Source organism: Arsenicicoccus sp. UBA7492 (genome assembly GCF_002479615.1).
GTDB lineage: Bacteria > Actinomycetota > Actinomycetes > Actinomycetales > Dermatophilaceae > Arsenicicoccus > Arsenicicoccus bolidensis.
Genome location: NZ_DLOE01000007.1, coordinates 22,167 through 38,542 on the forward strand (window position 1 = coordinate 22,167; position 16,376 = coordinate 38,542).

Below are 16,376 nucleotides of genomic sequence, written 5' to 3' on the forward strand. Positions count from 1 at the left end.
GGATCCGCGACCACTCTGCGCGGACCTGCCTCAGACGAACAGCGAGGCGACCAGGACCGAGAGCAGACCCATCACGGAGATCAGCGTCTCCATGATCGACCAGGTCTTGATGGTCTCGGAGACCTTGAGGCCGAAGTACTCCTTGACCAGCCAGAAGCCGGCGTCGTTGACGTGCGAGAAGAACAGCGAGCCCGAGCCGATCGCGAGGACCAGCAGCGAGGTCTCGCCGCTGCCCATGCCGGCGACCAGCGGGGCGACGATGCCGGAGGTGGTGACCGTGGCGACCGTCGCGGAGCCGGTCGCGAGGCGGATGACCACGGCGACGAGCCAGGCGAGGAGCAGCACGGACAGGCCGGAGCTCGCCATCCCGTCGGCGAGCAGCTTGCCGATGCCGGTGTCGACCAGCACCTGCTTGAAGCCACCACCGGCGGCGACGATCAGGATGATGCCCGCGATGGGGGGCAGCGAGGACTCGACGCTCTTGGTGAGCTCGGCGCGGGTCCAGCCGGCGCCGCGCGAGAAGGTCCACATGGCGACGAGCGCCGCGATGAGCAGCGCGATCAGCGGGGTGCCGAGGAAGTCGAGGCTGACGCGGATCAGGTTCTTCTTGTCGCTGATCAGGATGTCGGCGAGCGCCTTGCCCATCATGAGGACGACGGGCAGCAGCACGGTGAACAGCGTGATGCCGAAGCCCGGGCGACGACCGGTGGTGTCCTCGCGGGACTCGAACAGGTCCGGCGCGGGCACGTCGACCCAGCGGCCGGCGATGGTGCCGAAGACGGGGCCGGCGACGATCAGGGCGGGGATCGCGAGCAGGACGCCGAGGGCCAGGGTCAGGCCGAGGTCGGCCTTGAGGACGCCGATGGCGGCGAGCGGGCCGGGGTGCGGCGGCACGAAGCCGTGCATGACCGACAGGCCGGCCAGGGTCGGGATGCCGATCCTGATCAGCGACTGGCCGGAGCGGCGGGCCACGAGGTAGATGACCGGCATCAGCAGGACGAGGCCGATCTCGAAGAACATCGGCAGACCGATGAGGGCCCCGACGCCGGCCATCGCCCACGGCAGCGCGGCCGGGGAGGCCTTGCCGACGATGGTGTCGACGATCTCGTCGGCGGCGCCGGAGTCGGCCATCAGCTTGCCGAAGATCGCACCGAGGGCGATCAGGGTGCCGACGCTGGCCGCGGTCGAGCCGAAGCCCTTGGTGAAGGACTCGACGGCGGTGTTCATGTTGAGCCCGGCGACGGCGGCCACGGCCAGCGACCCGATGGTCAGGCCGAGGAAGGGGTGCATCTTGAACTTGGTGATGAGCAGGACGATCAGCGCCATGCCGATCAGCGCGGCCGGGATGAGGCGGCCCGCGGGGATCGCGGCGGCTGCTTCCCCGGCCTGGGCCAGGGAGATCAGGGTGGTGGTCATGCTGGGCGACATCCTTGTCTGTCAGGGCTCTTCGTCGTCGCGGGGGCGATCGAGAGGGTGGGTCGGGTGGTGCTGGAGCGGTCCGTATGACGTAGTGGTGGGGGCCTCGGGGGCGGATGCCTCAGGAGGCGGCGGGCACGACGGGGTCGCCGGGCACGGCCTGGGCCGGGAAGGCCCGCACGTAGTCGTCGATGATGACGTCCACGGGCAGGGCGAAGTCGATCGCCACGCCCGCCTCGTCCTCGCGGAGCGGCTCGAGCGTGTCGTACTGCGAGTCGACGAGGGAGGCGGGCATGAAGTGGCCCGGGCGTCCGGCGACCCGCGCGGCCACGACCTCGCGGTCGCCGTGCAGGTGCAGGAAGGTCAGCTCGGGGGCGCCGCTGCGCAGGATGTCGCGGTACTTGACCTTGAGGGCGGAGCAGCCGATGACGGCACCGGTCTCCTCGTGGTCGCGCAGCCAGGTCGCGAGGCGGAACAGCCAGGGGCTGCGGTCGTCGTCGTCGAGGGGGATGCCGGCCGCCATCTTCGTGACGTTGGCCTCGGGGTGGAAGTCGTCCGCGTCGGCGAACGGGACGCGCAGCCGCTGCGCGAGGGCCGCACCGGCGGTGGTCTTGCCGCAGCCGGTGACGCCCATGACGACGACACGTGGGGCGCGGGTCCGCGCGCCGTCCGTGCCGATGTCGGAGGAGCTCATCGTCGAAGCCTCCAGGTCTTGGGGACACGCCTCGTCGCGCGTCGAGGGCACCAGCATGCAACCTCTAGGCAGACGATTTCAAGACCTTGGGCAAAATATGTATGACGATTGACCCGTATGGGCTGCCAAACGTCACTGTGTGGGACGATCGAGCCATGCCCCCCGCACCCTCCCGATCCAGCCTGCACGACATCGTGGTGGAGCGCCTCGGTCGCTCCATCGTCTCCGGGGAGCACGCGCCGGGCACGGTCCTGCGGGCCGACCTGCTCGAGGAGAGCTTCGGCACCTCGCGGTCGGTCGTCCGTGAGGCAGCCCGCGTCCTGGAGGCCATGGGCCTGATCGCGACCCGCCGCCGGGTGGGGATCACGGTGCAGCCGCGGTCGGCGTGGCAGGTCTTCGACCCCCGCATCATCCGGTGGCGCCTCGACGGCACCGAGCAGGACCGCGCCGAGCAGCTGCGCTCCCTCAACCAGCTCCGCGCCGGGATCGAGCCCATCGCGGCCGGCCTCGCGGCGCAGCACGCGACCCCCGAGCAGGCGGGGACGCTGGTCGGCTCGGTCATGGAGATGGCCCGCTGGGCCAAGGCCCAGGACCTCGAGGCCTATCTCGAGGCGGACGTCGTCTTCCACACCACCTTGCTGCGGGCCAGCGGCAACGAGATGCTCGCGGCCCTGGACGGCGTGGTCGCCGAGGTCCTCGCCGGGCGCACCCACCACGACCTGATGCCCGTCGACCCCAACCCCGAGGCGATCCGCCTGCACGGCGACGTCGCCCAGTCGATCCAGTCCGGCGACGCGCTCGCGGCGACGCGGGCGATGCAGGAGATCATCGACGAGGCCGCCGCCGCGGTTGCCGCCGTCGTCGGATCCTGACAGCGGGCGCCGGCATACGGCCAGGGGGCACGACCAGGCGCGCGGCCGGCGCGACGCTGGGCACTGAGTCTGCGGCCAGGCCCATCCGTGGATTCCGTGAGGTGGAATGGCCCGAGACGGCCCGGTTGCGCGCGTGTCACCGTGAGGGCCGCCCGAGCTCGTGATCATCGGGGTGAGCGGCCTCTTCTACGGCCTGATGTTCACGCCGGTCCTGATCGTGGCCTTCGGGTTCCTGGTCAACCTCTTCGAGCGCGGCTACACGTCCCTGGCCTACGCCTACTCGCCCGAGCTGTTCGACACCGACGCCCGCTCGCTCGGGACGGGATTCAGCTACGGACTCGGTCGACTGTCGAACGCCGCGGGCCCGTTGGTCATCACCTCGATCTACACCTCGTCCGGCTATCGCTCGGTGTTCTCCTTCATCGCCGCCACCTGGTTCGTCGGAGCGCTGGTCCTCGCCTTCTTCGGGCCGCGAACGCGGGAGCTCGCGACCGCCTGACCGCAGGTCAGCGCACCGCCGAGCGAGCGCGGGACACGACGGTCACGTCCACTCCCCCGCCGAAGGCCTCGACCACGCTGCCGACGATCGGCAGGTCCACGTGACCGGTCACCTCGACCACCGCGGTCTCCCCGTCCGGGCTGCCCGTCCGCCCACCCAACGACCAGGACCGCACCAGGTGGGGTCGCCGCTCCGCCGACAGGTGCTCACCGGCGACCTCGGCGACGCCCGCGCTCGTGACGGGGACCATCGAGGGCAGGCCCTGGGTGTAGACGCGGTCCTCGTCGATGCGGTCGGCCGCGTCCAGCGCAGCCGAGTCCGCGGCGTCCCACAGCTGGGTGCGGGCCAGCTGCACGGCCGTGATGTCCACACCCACCACGATGAGCATGGCGGCGACCAGCATCATCCCGAGGGACAGCAGCGAGATCGACCCGCGGTCCTCCTCGTCGGTGCCCACGCCCGGGCTGGAGGCGTTCTCACGAGCACCGGTCGCCCCGGGCGCGGACCACCTCACGACTCGCCCCGGAAACGCTCGACGGTCGCCAGGTGCTCACCGTGCACCACGACCTCCGACGGCACCACGCCCCGCACGAAGTCAGGCACCAGCGGCAGCGGGACGCGCAGCGTCGTGGTCGCCCGCACCCGGGCGTCCGGCCCGAGGCAGGGATCGTCCAGGCACGCGACCTGGACCTCTCCGGCCGCGAAGCCGTAGTCCTCGAAGATGATGCGCGCCGCCGCCTGCGCCCGTCCCTGCGCGGCGTCCACGTCGCGGGACTCGGCGAACACGCGGCCCGCGTCGCGGGCGGCCCCGGACACGGCATACGCACCGGCCTGGAGCTGGGCCAGGGTCATGACGAGGTAGAAGAGCGGGACGAGCAGGAGCACCGAGACGCCGATCAGCTCCAGGCTCGCCGACCCGCGGTCGCCCTGCTCGCGCACGTCCCGGCCGAGACGACGGCGCAGCCCTGGCAGCCGGCTCGGCCGGTTCTGCTGCTGCGGCCGAGTGAGCCAGGTCATGACGGTTCCTGCCCCTCGCGATAGGCCCGCCCTGACACGGTCAGCTGCCCGGCCGGCCCGAGGGTCCCGATGACCGGCAGCGGCGCCCGGATCGTCACCTCGACAACCTCGGCCCCGCCGGAGGAGGTGACGCGGGACGAGACGTCCTGGGCGTAGCGGTCCGTGGTGAACCCCCGCACGAGCTCCTGCGCCCGTCCGACCGCCGCGCCGGGATCCACGTCCGCGCGGGCGCCGTGGCGGGCGCCCTCGACCGCGCACTGCACGAGGGTGTTGCGCACGTGCAGCGCGACGGCGACCTGGACCACGCCGAGCACGAGGACCATGAGCAGGACGGTGACCATGGCGTACTCCGCCACGGCCGAGCCGCGCTCGGGGTCGTCTCGCACGGGGTGGTCGCGCTCGGGGTGGTCTCGCTCGGCGACCCGCAGGAGGGCAGGGGTCACCGGTCAGCCGCCGATGGTGGCCATGGCCTTCTCGAACAACCCCGTCAGGGCGGGCTTGGCCACGAGCGCGAGGGCCGCGACCAGACCCGCCGTCATCAGCGTGATCATGACCCAGCCGGGCACGTCGCCCCGCTCGCGGACACGGTCGTCGTGCAGCCGCGCACCGAGGACGTGCAGGGTGGCGGTGGTCCGGGTCAGCAGGGCGAGCCCGGCGTCGGTGAGGTGGTGCATGTCGTCCTCCGTGAGGGTGTGGATGGGTCAGACGGTGAGGGTCAGGAGCTGGAGACCGGGGAAGACCGCGAAGAGCACGGTCACCGGCAGGATGAGGAAGACGACGGGCGTCATCATGGCGATCTCGCGCCGGCCGCCCTCCTCCATGACGGCGCGACGGCCCTGCTCGCGCACGTCCTGCGCCTGCGAGCGCATGACGTCGGCGAGCGGGGTGCCGCGCTCGACGGCGATGACGATGCCGTCGACGAAGCGGGCGAGGCCCGGGAGCCCGGTGCGGTCGGCCAGGGACTGCAGGGCGGCGGGCAGCGACGACCCCGCGCGGGCGTCGGCGAGGCAGTGGCGCAGCTCCTCGGCGAGGTCCCCGCCGGAGAGCCGGCAGACGCGGTCCAGGGCGCCCGAGGCACCCTCCCCCGCGCTCACGGACAGGGCGAGCAGCTCTGCGACCGTAGGGAACTCCTGCAGGATGCGGTCCTCGCGGCTGCGGACGGCCCGGCTGAGCAGGTGGTCGCGCAGGACCACCCCGGCCGCGGTCGCCACGACGACGAGCACGACGGCCGGCACCAGCGCTCCCCGGTCGCGGGCGACGGCGACGGTGGCCCCGACCGCGCCCAGGACGGCTCCCCCGGCGCCCCACAGCACCTGCTGGGCGCGGAAGCCCTCGACGTCGGGCACCTGGCCGGAGCGCTGCAGCCGTCGCCGCACCGACTCCTGCCCGCCGAGCGCAAGGTCCAGCCGGGCCCCGGCGCGCACGAGCCAGGGCTGCAGGAGTGCCAGCAACCCACGGTCGTCGAGCTCTCGGCCCACCGCAGGGGGTGGGAGCGCCACGTCCTGCAGGTATGGCGCCACCCGGTCGTCGATCGTGGGTCGGCGCCGTGCGGGGAGGCGGCGCCATACGAGCAGGACACCCGTGGCCCAGGTGAGCCCGAGGGCGGCGCCGGCCCACGACCAGTCGGCCAACCAGCTCATCGCAGCACCCTCCGCTCCTCGGGGAGGCGCCCGATGCGCATCATCAGCTGGTAGGCGATCACCGTGACGACGGCGCCGGAGGCCAGGACGACGGCCCCGAGCGGGGTGCCGAAGGGCTGCAGCGACGCAGGGCGGGTGGCCATCGTGGCCAGGACGACCCAGGGTGCGGCCACGGCGAGCCGGGCCGCGTTGACGGTCCAGCTCTGGCGGGTCTCCATCTCGGCGCGGGTGCGGGCGTCCTCGCGCAGGAACGAAGAGAGAGTCCGCAGCAGGCGCCCCAGGTCGCTGCCGCCGACCTCACGGGCGAGCCGCATCGACTCGACCAGCCGGTCACCGACCGGATCCGCGAGCTGTGCCTTGAGGCGGTCCAGGCAGTCGCCGAACCGTCCGGTCACGCGGTAGTCGTCGGCGAACGCCGCGAACGCCGGCCGCAGCGGCTCCGGGCCGCGGACCGCCAGCTGAGCCAGGGCCTCGGGCAGCGCCAGCCCCGCGCGCACGCCCGAAGCGATGTTGTCGACGGCGTCCGGCCACAGGTCGCGCAGGAGCATGCGGTGCCGGCGTGCCCGCCCGCGGACCACCGCCAGCGGGGCGTAGCCGGCGATCACCGCGAAGCACACGGCGACGGGGACCACGCCCGTGGTCGCCCAGGACGCCACGAAGGTGATGAGGCCGAGGAGGGCGCAGCCCGTCACGACCTGGGCAGGTGTCACCGAGCGCAGGTCGGCCTGCACCAGCTCGTCGCCCAGGCGGGCCAGCCGAGGCCCACGCACCTGCTCGACCCGGTCCTCGGACGGCACCCAGCAGGACCACCAGATGCAGAACAGCCCGAGGCCGAGGAGGAGCCCCACCGCGAGGCCGCTCATGATCGCGGTGCTCCGAGGATGGCGGTGACGTCGTGCCCCGCCCGCTCGAACCGGTCCAGGTGGGGCGGGAACCCGTCGCTGCGCACGAGCTCGTCACCGCGCCGGGTGAACAGGTCGGCGACCTCGATGACGTCGTCCTCGACCCGGCCGGGCACGGCGACGATCTCGCGCACCCGCCGCGTCCCGTCACGCTCCAGGGCGACCTGCACGACGACGTCGATGCTGCCGGCGACGGTGGGGACGACGAAGCGGGAGCCGACGTTCTCCCCGGCCAGCAGCGGCAGGGTGCACATCTTGGTGATGGCCTCGCGGGCGGAGTTGGCGTGGATGGTCGCCATGCCGGGCAGGCCGCTGTTGAGGGCGATCAGCAGGTCGAGGCTCTCGGCCTGGCGGACCTCCCCCACGACGATCCGCGAGGGCCGCATGCGCAGGGCCTCCTTGACGAGACGCCGCAGCGGGATCTCGCCGGTGCCCTCCAGCGAGGACTGGCGGCACTGCATGGCCGCCACGTCGCGGAGCGGCAGCTGGAGCTCGAACACCTCCTCGCAGCTGACCACCCGCTCCCGCGGCGGGATCGCCGAGGCCAGGCAGTTGAGCATGGTGGTCTTGCCGGCCTGGGTGCCGCCACTGACCAGGACGTTGAGCCCGGAGGCGACCGCGGCGGCCAGGAAGTCGGCCGCGTGCCGGGTCAGGGTGCCCAGCCGCACGAGGTCGTCCAGGTGGGTCGCCTTGGCCACGAACCGGCGGACGTTGACCTGCCAGTGCTCGCGGGACACGTCGGGGATCACGACGTGCAGGCGCGAGCCGTCCGGCAGGGACGCGTCGACGAACGGGGACGAGAGGTCCACACGTCGCCCGGAGGACTTGAGCATGCGCTCCACGAGGTCGCGGACGCCGTCGGCGGTGAGGATCGTCGGGGTCAGCTCGCTCACCCCGTCCCGGGCGACGAACACCTTGCCCGGCTCGTTGATCCAGATCTCCTCCACCAGAGGGTCGTCGAAGTACGGCTGCAGCGGACCGAACCCGGCCACCTCGTCCACGATGCGCTTGGCGGTGAGGTCGACGTCCTCGAGCGGCGGCAGCCCGGCGGCGATCGCCCGCTCCTCGTAGTCGTCGATGGCCCGGGCGACGAGAGCGGTCACGCGGGCGCGATCGGCCACGGGGTCGACGCCGTCGCGCCTGATCGCGTCCCTGACCTCTGCCTCGAGGGTCGTGCTCGTCTGCACCATGGCTCCTTGCTCCGGGTCCCTCGAATCTAGGGAGATTCCGGGCGTCACAGGCTCCGTCCACCTGAATGGCTGTGGATGTCACGGAGTGCGCGTCACCGTTCCTCCGGTCCTGTGGATGACGCCCAGGGCCTGTCGGTGGCGGCCTGCACAGTGGGCCCGACGCGGGAGGAGGACGCAGTGCGAGTGGAGCTGAGGGTGCAGTCGGCCGGGGTGGAGTCGGTCGTGGCCGTCACGGCCCCGCCAGGCACGCCCTGGTCGACGGTGCGGCCGCTCCTGGCGACGGCCGTCGGAGGCGACCCAGGGACCGTATGGCGCCTCGGCCCCGCCGTGATCCCGGACGGCGCCGTGGTGGGTCGGCCGCCCCTGGTGCGGGGAGCCCGGGTGAGCGACCGGCCCGACGTCGGGGACGCGTCCGCCCCCGCGAGACCGCCGTCGGCGTTGCACCTCGTCACCGTGGGCGGGCCGGATGCCGGGCGCGTGGTGCCGCTGCCCGCAGGACCGCACGTCGTCGGCCGCGACCCGACGTCCGACATCACCCTCGACGACCCGGAGCTGTCCCGCCGTCACGCCGTCGTCTCGGTGGACGACGACGGCGTGCTCCTGACGGACTGCGGCTCGACCAACGGGTCTCACGTCGACGGGGAGGCGGTCGAGGGGTCGGTGGCCCTGACGGTGGGCACCCGGGTGCGCCTCGGGAGCTCCGTCGTGTCGGTCCGTCGCAGCGCCCGCCGTCAGCGTGCCGAGCCTGACGGGGAGGGCCACCTCGTCGTCCACCCGCTCCCGACGGTCGTGCCGCGTCCCGAGGACGTCGTCCTGGAACGTCCCAGGCCCCCCGCCGGGGCAGAGGGCCGGAGCTTTCCGTGGTTGACCCTGCTGCTCCCGTTGATCGCCTCGGGGGTGCTCGCCTGGGTGATGCACTCGCCCTACCTCCTGCTCTTCGGCCTGCTGGGCCCGGTGATGGTGCTCGGCACCTATCTCACGGACCGTTCGGCCCGGGGTCGTCGGGCTCGAGCCGAGCGCGAGGACCACCGGGCCGCCGGTGCGGACCTCGACCGGCGTCTGGCCGAGGTCCTGGCTGACGAACGCGTGAGACGCGAGCAGGCGTCGCGGGATCCGGCGGCGGTCCTGATGACCGCCCGGCTCGAGGCGCCCGGGCTGTGGTCCCGACCCGCCGGGGCGACGGTGCCGCTGGTCGTCCGGCTCGGCCGCGCCCGGCTGCCGGCCCGCGCGGCCGTCCGCGAGCCGGACGGCGCCCTGACCCGGCCCTCCCTGGACGACGTCCCGGTCGACGTGGACCTGGCGGAGGCCCGCATCATCGGCCTGAGCGGACCCGGCGCGATCGGCGTCGCGCGGGCCGTCGTGGGCGCCCTCACCGTCGAGTGCCCTCCAGATTCGCTGACCATCGACGTGGTGGCCGGCTCGCCCCGCCAGGCCCGGTCGTGGGAGTGGAGCCGCTGGCTGCCGCACCGTTCGCAGCGGCCGACGACGCCCGTGCCCGTCGTCGGCACCCAGGCGGCCTCCGACCTGATCGAGGAGCTGCTCGGGAACGACGTCCTCGGCAGCCCGCACGCGGCTGGATCACCCCGGCACCTGGTGGTGGTCGCCGGGCTCGACTCGGCCGGGCTGGATGAGCTGCTCGCTCGGCTCCTGTCCGGGGTGGGAGGTGAGTCGGTGCTGGTCCTGACCGTCGCGGAGCAACCGGACCGGCTCCCGGCGTCGGCCGGGGCCTGGTTGCGACTCGATCCCGATGGCCGGGCCTCAGTCGGTATGCCGGGCGGAGGTCTGGTCTCGGGCGCCGTCCCCGACGCGGTCGGACCCAACGTGTCGTGGGAGCTGGCGCGAGCGCTCGCGCCCTTGCGGGCGTCCACCTCGGGCGCGGCGGCCATCACCCCCGACCTGGTGACCCTGGCCGACGTCAGCCCCGTCGGGCTGGACAGCCCGACCGACGTGGCCGCGGCCTGGACCCGGCCCACCCGGCACCCCCTCGCAGCGCTCGGCCGCTCGGCAGGCGGCCCGATCACCCTCGACCTCGCCGCCGACGGCCCGCACGTGCTCGTCGGCGGCACCACCGGGGCCGGCAAGTCCGAGCTGCTGCAGACCCTCGTCGCGGGGCTGGCTCTCGCGCTGCCGCCGGACGAGCTCACCCTCGTGCTGCTCGACTACAAGGGTGGGGCGGCCTTCGCCGAGTGCGCCGCCCTGCCGCACACCACAGGACTCGTCACGGACCTCGACCCCCACCTCGCCCGTCGAGCCCTCACCTCGCTGCGCGCCGAGCTGACCCGCCGCGAGCGTGCCCTGCGTGCTGCCGGCGCGGTCGACCTGGAGGCCTACCAGCGGGTCCGCCGGCCCGGCGACCCGCTCGTGCCCCGGCTGGTGATCGTCGTCGACGAGTTCCGGGTCCTGGCGCAGGAGCTCCCGGACTTCGTGCCGGGGCTGCTCACCGTCGCCACGATCGGTCGCTCCCTGGGCGTCCACCTCGTGCTCGCGACGCAGCGACCGGCAGGTGTCGTCACGCCCGACATCCGTGCCAACGTCAACGCTCGCATCGCCCTGCGCATGCGTGACCGCGCCGACTCCGAGGACGTCATCGAGGCACCCGACGCGGCCCGGATCAGCGACCGGCTGGCCGGTCGCGCGCTCTGGCGGACCGGCGACGGAAGCCTTCGAGCCTTCCAGACCGCGTGGGCCGGAGCACCGGCCCTCGTCACGACCGGCGACGTAACGGTGGAGCTCGAGGACGGGCGACGCGTGTCCTCCGCCCGGAACGGACCAGACACCCAGCTCGCGGCCCTCGTTCGCGCCACCTGCGAGGCGGCCGTGGGACGGTCCCGACCGGCCAGTCCCTGGCTCGCGCCGTTGCCTGATCTCGTCCACCCCGCCGACCTCCCGCCCGACCCCGGCCCGAGCGACGGCCACGGCGCCCTGCCCCTGGGCCTGGTGGACCTCCCGCACGAGCAGCAGCAAGCGGTCTGGCACTACGACCTGCAGGCCGGTCGTCACCTCGCCGTGGTCGGGACCCACCGGACCGGCCGCACGAGCCTGCTGCGGAGCGTCGCGGTCGAGGCGGTCTCGCGACACACCGCAGACCAGCTGCACCTGCACGTCGTCGACGGAGACGGCGGGCTCGGCGACCTCGAGACCCTGCCCCACTGCGGCACTCGCGTGACGCGTGCCGACCCGGGTCGCGTCCTGCGTCTCCTGCAGCTGCTCGCCGCCGGGCTGCACCCCACCGTGCCCTCCGAGGTTGCCTCCGACGACGCGCACCCGACCGTCCTGGTCCTCGTCGATCGGTGGGACGCCGTCCTCGCCGGCGCGGACCCTCTCACCGGTGCCGCCCTGCAGGACGCCCTGACCGGCCTCCTGCGCGACGGGCCCGGGCACGGCCTCGTCGTGGTGCTCGCCGGTGATCGCTCGTTGCTGACCTCGTCGATCGCGACCCACCTGGGAGAGCGTCTGCTGCTGCGGCTCGCCGACGCGACGGACCTGGCCCTGTGCGGCGTCCCGGCCTCGGCCCGCCCGGACCACCAGCCTCCCGGGCGCGGCATCCGGGCCACGGACCACGCCGAGGTCCAGGTCGTCCTCACCGAGCCGAACGACGTGCGGCAGCTCGCCCGTGACCTGGTGCCGGCCCGTCGGCGACCACCGCTGGCCCTGCGACCGCTGCCGGCCATGGTCACCGACGACGCTCTGCGGCAAGCAGATCCGCGCGCCTTCGGGCTCGGCGGGGACACCGCCACCCCCGTCGCGCTGGACCTGGCCCTCCGGCCGGTCGTCACCGTGTGCGGCCCACCGGGCAGCGGACGCAGCACCACCCTGATCACCCTGGCGCAGGCATCCGGGCGGCCGACCGAGCAGGTGCTCGTCATCGCTGTCGGCCCCTCTCCGGTGGCCGCGTGGGCCGTCTCGGGCTCCGCAGCCAGCGTCCTGGGCCCGAGCGACGACGAAGCGCTGCGCCGGCACCTCGCCCAGCAGCCCGCGACGCTGGTCCTCGTCGACGATGTCGAGCGCCTGCTGGACAGCCCCGTCGAGCAGGTCCTGGTCGAGCTCGCGCGGCACGCCGTCAGCCACCCCGGTGGGGCCGCCGTCGTCGCCGCGGGCACCACCCAGCACCTCGCTGCGACCTACCGCGGCCTCGCCACGGAGCTCCGCCGCGCCGCCACCGGCATCGTCCTGCAGCCACGCCACGCCTCCGACGGCGACCTCCTCGGCGTCGCCCTCCCCCGCCTGCACGGACCCCCACCTGGTCGCGGCGTCCTGGTCGATCGTGGCCGCACCCTCGTCGTGCAGGTCGCGCTGACCCACCGCCTGCAGGGACAGGGCACAATCGACGGGTGACCACCCGCCTGAGCCCGACGACGCGCTTCGCCGTGGTCGCCGCGGGCGGGATCGGCGGAGCGCTCCTGCGAGCAGGCATCAGCGAGCTCGTCCCCTACGACGCGGGCCACTTCCCCACCTCGCTCCTGCTCACCCAGGCGATCGGCTGCGGGCTGGCCGGCTTCCTCACGCCCTACCTGCTGCGCCGCGGACCCCTGTGGTCACTCGCCTTTCTCACCGGGGCGCTCGCGTCCGTCACGACCTTCGGCCTGTTCACCGGCCAGGTCATCCTGCTCGCCCCGCAGCGACTCGCGACCGCCGTCGTCTACCTCCTCGCCACCGTCCTGGTCGGCGTCGCCGCCGCCGTCGCAGGCCTGCACCTCGCGATGAGGCTGATCGAGCGCCCCGACCGCTCCGACCGTCCGGGCGGTTCCGGGGGGCCACGCTCGGCCGTGCGCCGGCAGGCCTCCACCGGCACCCGCCCCGTCCAGTCCCGCGACCCGCGCGAGCACACCTCGCCCGTCCGCGCCGCCCGTCCGAGGTGGCGCCGATGAGGCTCGTCGACACCCTGTGCCTCGCCGTCGGGGCCGGGCTCGGCTCCATGGTCCGGTATGCCGTCGCGCTGCGCGCCCCATCCCGAGAGGACCTCCCCCGCGGCGCCGTCGCGACGACCGCGGTCAACGTCACGGCGTCGCTGCTCATCGGCATGATGCTGCACTGGTTCGTCGCCGGCGGCCTCGCGCAGCCGCTCTATGCCCTCGTCGGGATGGGCTTCGCCGGCAGCCTCGGCAGCTGGTCGCCGCTGGCCGTCGGGTGCGCCGAGCTCGTGCACCGCCGGGAGTGGACGTTGCTCGGCACCTACCTCGGCGGCAACGTGCTCGGTGGGGTGCTGGCCGCCACCCTGGGCTGGGCCGTCGCCGGCGCCTGACGCCGGCGGACCGTCATACGGCTGGTGCTCGCCTCGGAGACGCAGGCAGGGGGCCGACGCCGGCTCGGGGTCCGGGTCGGCGCGGGGGTCGAGGTCGGGGTCGCCGCCTTAGGCGTCGACGCCCGAGCCGTGGGGACGGGAGAGCACGATCCCGGCGATCGCCACGGTGACGCCCAGCAGCACCAGCGCGGCCAGCACGACCTCGCCGCTCTGCCACAGGCTGATCCCCACCGGCACGAGCAGCACGTGCCACAGCACCGTCGGGGTGCGCGGCCACCTGCTCCCGCGCCACAGTCCCCGCGCCAGCGCCACGAAGCCCGCCGCGGCCAGGAGGAACAGCACGAGCTCGACCACGCTCCGCGCCACCTCGTCGGTGCCACCGGACCCGATCTGCACTGCCCAGTAGCCCGCGGCCACCACGGCCACGACCGCCTGGATCGCCAGGACGAGGGCCGACCAGAGTGCGGCCCCGGCGCTCGTGGCCGCGCCTCGCGCTGGTTTGCTGCTACTCAACGTGACCAATCCTCTTCAATCGTGACCAAAGGTCAGGTCCGATCGCACGATCGGCCCTGAATTCGTCCCAGCCTCTAGTCAACGAGGCATGTTCTTACTAAGGTTGCTAGTCGGCGTGCGACGAGCTTTGCTCGATCAAACGGTACCCACAAGCGTAGGCGACAGCTTCTGACGCCCACCCCTTGTGCCACAGATGCGGCAGATGTGATGGTGGACGAGAGCGGGGCGGAACACGCTGGGCATGTCCATCGTTGGACCCAACATCTCCCACACCCCACAAGGGTACGGAACCCTGGATGCCCTCACGCACCCAGGCCGCATCGTCAATGCAAGGAGCATGATCAAGATGGACTGGCGCGACCGCGCGGCCTGCCTTGAGGAGGACCCTGAGCTCTTCTTCCCGATCGGCAACACGGGCCCGGCAATCATGCAGATCGAGGAGGCCAAGGCCGTGTGCCGACGGTGCCCGGTCATGGACACCTGCCTCAAGTGGGCCATCGAGTCCGGTCAGGATGCCGGCGTCTGGGGCGGCATGTCCGAGGACGAGCGACGCGCTCTCAAGCGCCGCAACGCCCGGGCCCGCCGCGCGAGCTGACTCCCGCAGGCACATCACACCAACGACGGCGTCGCCACCCCCGGGTGGCGGCGCCGTCGTCGTGCGCCCACAACCGTGATGGGGTCCCGTGCCGCGTCAGCGCTCGCAGCGCGGACCTGGCACGCTCTCGAGCCCCGCACCGTGGCTGCTCAGCGCTCGCAGCGCCGACCCGCACGCCCCCGACCCCACGCGACGGCGGTCAGACCAGGTCGTCGGTCGGCTTGCCCTCGGGACGCAGCTTGGCGGTGAACGTCACGGTCGTCCCGCGGGGTTCGCGGCGCTCCCAGCGGATGTGACCCCGCAGGTCCTGGACCAGGCTCGACACGATCTGGGTGCCCAGGCTGTCGCCTTGCGGCGTGAAGCCCTCCGGCAGCCCGACCCCGTCGTCGGAGACGGTCACCGTCAGCAGCTCCCCCGCGTCGTCCGACGGGTCGTTCGGGTCGGCGTCGCGGCGCGCCTCGATGACGAGCTCGCCACCGGTCGAGGCCAGGCCGTGCTCGACGGCGTTGGACACGAGCTCGGCCATCACCATCGACAACGACGTGGCATCCTCGGCCCGCAGCCGCCCGAACGACCCGACGAGCTGCGTGCGCACGGGCTCCTCCGTGCGTGCCACCTCGACGACCGAGCTGCTGGACCGCCGGACGATGTCGTCGAAGTCCACGGTCTCGTCCAGCGCCTGGCTGAGGGTCTGGTGCACCAGCGCGATCGTGCCCACCCGCCGCACCGCCTCCTGCAGGGCCACGCGAGCGTCCTCTGACGGCATCCGACGGGCCTGGAGGCGCAGCACCGCCGCGACGGTCTGCAGGTTGTTCTTGACCCGGTGGTGGATCTCGCGGATCGTCGCGTCCTTGGTCATGAGCTCCCGCTCGCGGCGCCGCAGCTCGCTGACGTCGCGCATGATGATGACCGCGCCGACCCGCTGCTCGCGCTCGACCAGGGGGATCGCGCGCATCGTCACGTGGCCGGCGCGGGTCTCGACCTCGGTGCTCCACGGCGCGCGCCCCGTCACGACCAGGGCGAGGGTCTCGTCGACCGGTGCGTGGTCCCGGAGCACGCCCGTCGTGATCTCGGCGAGCGTCACCCCGATCACGGCCCCGACGTGCCCGATGCGGTGCAGGCCCGAGATGGCGTTGGGGCTGGCATAGGTGATGACGCCGTCGACGTCGAGACGCACGATGCCGTCGCCCACGCGGGGAGCCCCGCGCCGCTGCCCCGTCGGGACCTCGCTGCTGGGGAACGCGCCCGACGCGATCATCCGGCACATGGCGTCGCCGGTGGACATGTAGGTCAGCTCGAGCCGGCTCGGCACCCGCAGGTAGGCGGGATTGGTGCAGCGGCTCATCACCGCGACCGCCCGGCCGTTGTGCACGACCGGGACGGCGTCCTGCCGGATCCCGTCGTCGTCGATCCAGCCCGGGTCCTGGTCGCGAACGGTCCGCCTGGATGCGAACGACTCGTTGAGGAGCGGTCGGCGGCTGCGCGGGGTGCGCGTCCCCACGATGTCCTCGGCAAACACCATGCGCCCGGTCGTCGGGCGCGCGTGCGCCACGACCAGCCACTCCCCCGACCGCGTCGGCACCCACAGCACCAGGTCGGCGAAGGTTAGGTCCGAGATGATCTGCCAGTCGCCCACCAGCAGGCGGAGCCAGTTGAGGTCGACGTCGTCCAGGTCGGTCTCGGCACGCAGGATGTCGGTGAGGGTCGCCACGTCCTCACCCTAGGTGACCGGAGGCGAGCCCCGGCGCACGACCCTTGCGAGCCGTATGCCGGGGCCCGCCGCGAGCGGGGTCGCC

Annotated in this window: 17 protein-coding genes; 6 read left to right on the plus strand and 11 right to left on the minus strand. The window is 73.3% G+C overall.

The window, feature by feature from the left end:
• Window positions 1-30: 30 nt before the first annotated feature.
• A complete protein-coding gene (locus B4E97_RS01780) occupies window positions 31-1,416 on the minus strand; it encodes a GntP family permease (protein ID WP_029211553.1) in 1,386 nt (461 codons plus the stop codon).
• Between the two features lie 121 nt (window positions 1,417-1,537).
• On the minus strand, window positions 1,538-2,110 hold the full coding sequence (locus B4E97_RS01785) for a gluconokinase (protein ID WP_050993353.1): 573 nt from the start codon (window positions 2,108-2,110) through the stop codon (window positions 1,538-1,540).
• 155 nt (window positions 2,111-2,265) lie between these two features.
• Here B4E97_RS01785 and B4E97_RS01790 point away from each other — a divergent pair, with 155 nt between their 5' ends.
• Both B4E97_RS01790 and B4E97_RS01795 read left to right on the plus strand, forming a co-directional pair.
• Window positions 2,266-2,982, plus strand: a complete 717-nt coding sequence (locus B4E97_RS01790; protein ID WP_286955803.1) for a FadR/GntR family transcriptional regulator — start codon at window positions 2,266-2,268, stop codon at window positions 2,980-2,982.
• A gap of 172 nt (window positions 2,983-3,154) precedes the next feature.
• Window positions 3,155-3,481 carry an MFS transporter gene (locus tag B4E97_RS01795; protein ID WP_286955804.1) on the plus strand — a complete coding sequence of 109 codons (327 nt, stop codon included), beginning with the start codon at window positions 3,155-3,157 and terminating at the stop codon, window positions 3,479-3,481.
• A gap of 7 nt (window positions 3,482-3,488) precedes the next feature.
• Here the strand turns inward: B4E97_RS01795 and B4E97_RS01800 are convergent, their stop codons facing one another.
• The 7 genes from B4E97_RS01800 to B4E97_RS01830 are packed head-to-tail and all read right to left on the minus strand — an operon-like array spanning window position 3,489 to window position 8,230.
• Window positions 3,489-3,938: a pilus assembly protein TadG-related protein gene (locus B4E97_RS01800; protein ID WP_034252802.1), complete on the minus strand. Its 450-nt coding sequence runs from the start codon at window positions 3,936-3,938 to the stop codon at window positions 3,489-3,491.
• Between the two features lie 53 nt (window positions 3,939-3,991).
• Window positions 3,992-4,498: a pilus assembly protein gene (locus B4E97_RS01805; RefSeq protein ID WP_239265330.1), complete on the minus strand. Its 507-nt coding sequence runs from the start codon at window positions 4,496-4,498 to the stop codon at window positions 3,992-3,994.
• The gene (locus tag B4E97_RS01810) at window positions 4,495-4,941 is read right to left on the minus strand and encodes a TadE/TadG family type IV pilus assembly protein (RefSeq protein WP_313666863.1); all 447 of its coding nucleotides are present in this window, start codon (window positions 4,939-4,941) and stop codon (window positions 4,495-4,497) included. The genes B4E97_RS01805 and B4E97_RS01810 overlap by 4 nt, the downstream gene beginning before the upstream one ends.
• 3 nt (window positions 4,942-4,944) lie before the next feature.
• Window positions 4,945-5,172: a hypothetical protein gene (locus tag B4E97_RS01815; protein WP_286958470.1), complete on the minus strand. Its 228-nt coding sequence runs from the start codon at window positions 5,170-5,172 to the stop codon at window positions 4,945-4,947.
• 27 nt (window positions 5,173-5,199) lie between these two features.
• Window positions 5,200-6,138, minus strand: a complete 939-nt coding sequence (locus B4E97_RS01820) for a type II secretion system F family protein (protein ID WP_286958472.1) — start codon at window positions 6,136-6,138, stop codon at window positions 5,200-5,202.
• Window positions 6,135-7,001, minus strand: coding sequence for a type II secretion system F family protein (locus tag B4E97_RS01825; RefSeq protein ID WP_029211561.1), 867 nt, complete (start codon window positions 6,999-7,001; stop codon window positions 6,135-6,137). The genes B4E97_RS01820 and B4E97_RS01825 overlap by 4 nt, the downstream gene beginning before the upstream one ends.
• The gene (locus tag B4E97_RS01830; RefSeq protein ID WP_029211562.1) at window positions 6,998-8,230 is read right to left on the minus strand and encodes a CpaF family protein; all 1,233 of its coding nucleotides are present in this window, start codon (window positions 8,228-8,230) and stop codon (window positions 6,998-7,000) included. Before B4E97_RS01830 ends, B4E97_RS01825 begins: the two co-directional genes overlap by 4 nt.
• Window positions 8,231-8,407: 177 nt before the next feature.
• Here B4E97_RS01830 and B4E97_RS01835 point away from each other — a divergent pair, with 177 nt between their 5' ends.
• From B4E97_RS01835 to B4E97_RS01845, 3 genes are read left to right on the plus strand one after another with little or no spacing between them, the layout of a single operon-like run.
• Window positions 8,408-12,565 (plus strand): FtsK/SpoIIIE domain-containing protein, encoded by a 4,158-nt coding sequence (locus B4E97_RS01835; protein ID WP_169516835.1) that lies wholly within the window; start codon window positions 8,408-8,410, stop codon window positions 12,563-12,565.
• A complete protein-coding gene (locus B4E97_RS01840; protein ID WP_286958475.1) occupies window positions 12,562-13,098 on the plus strand; it encodes a fluoride efflux transporter FluC in 537 nt (178 codons plus the stop codon). Before B4E97_RS01835 ends, B4E97_RS01840 begins: the two co-directional genes overlap by 4 nt.
• Entirely contained in the window at window positions 13,095-13,472 is a 378-nt protein-coding gene (locus B4E97_RS01845; protein WP_029211565.1) for a fluoride efflux transporter FluC, read from the plus strand. The genes B4E97_RS01840 and B4E97_RS01845 overlap by 4 nt, the downstream gene beginning before the upstream one ends.
• A gap of 108 nt (window positions 13,473-13,580) precedes the next feature.
• Here the strand turns inward: B4E97_RS01845 and B4E97_RS01850 are convergent, their stop codons facing one another.
• Window positions 13,581-13,985 (minus strand): hypothetical protein, encoded by a 405-nt coding sequence (locus tag B4E97_RS01850; RefSeq protein ID WP_156911295.1) that lies wholly within the window; start codon window positions 13,983-13,985, stop codon window positions 13,581-13,583.
• Window positions 13,986-14,331: 346 nt separating this feature from the next.
• Between B4E97_RS01850 and B4E97_RS01855 the strand changes: the two genes are divergently transcribed.
• Window positions 14,332-14,580 (plus strand): WhiB family transcriptional regulator, encoded by a 249-nt coding sequence (locus tag B4E97_RS01855; RefSeq protein WP_029211567.1) that lies wholly within the window; start codon window positions 14,332-14,334, stop codon window positions 14,578-14,580.
• 199 nt (window positions 14,581-14,779) lie between these two features.
• On the opposite strand, the gene B4E97_RS01860 is transcribed toward B4E97_RS01855, so the two are convergent.
• Window positions 14,780-16,291, minus strand: a complete 1,512-nt coding sequence (locus B4E97_RS01860) for a sensor histidine kinase (protein WP_029211568.1) — start codon at window positions 16,289-16,291, stop codon at window positions 14,780-14,782.
• Between the last annotated feature and the right edge of the window lie 85 nt (window positions 16,292-16,376).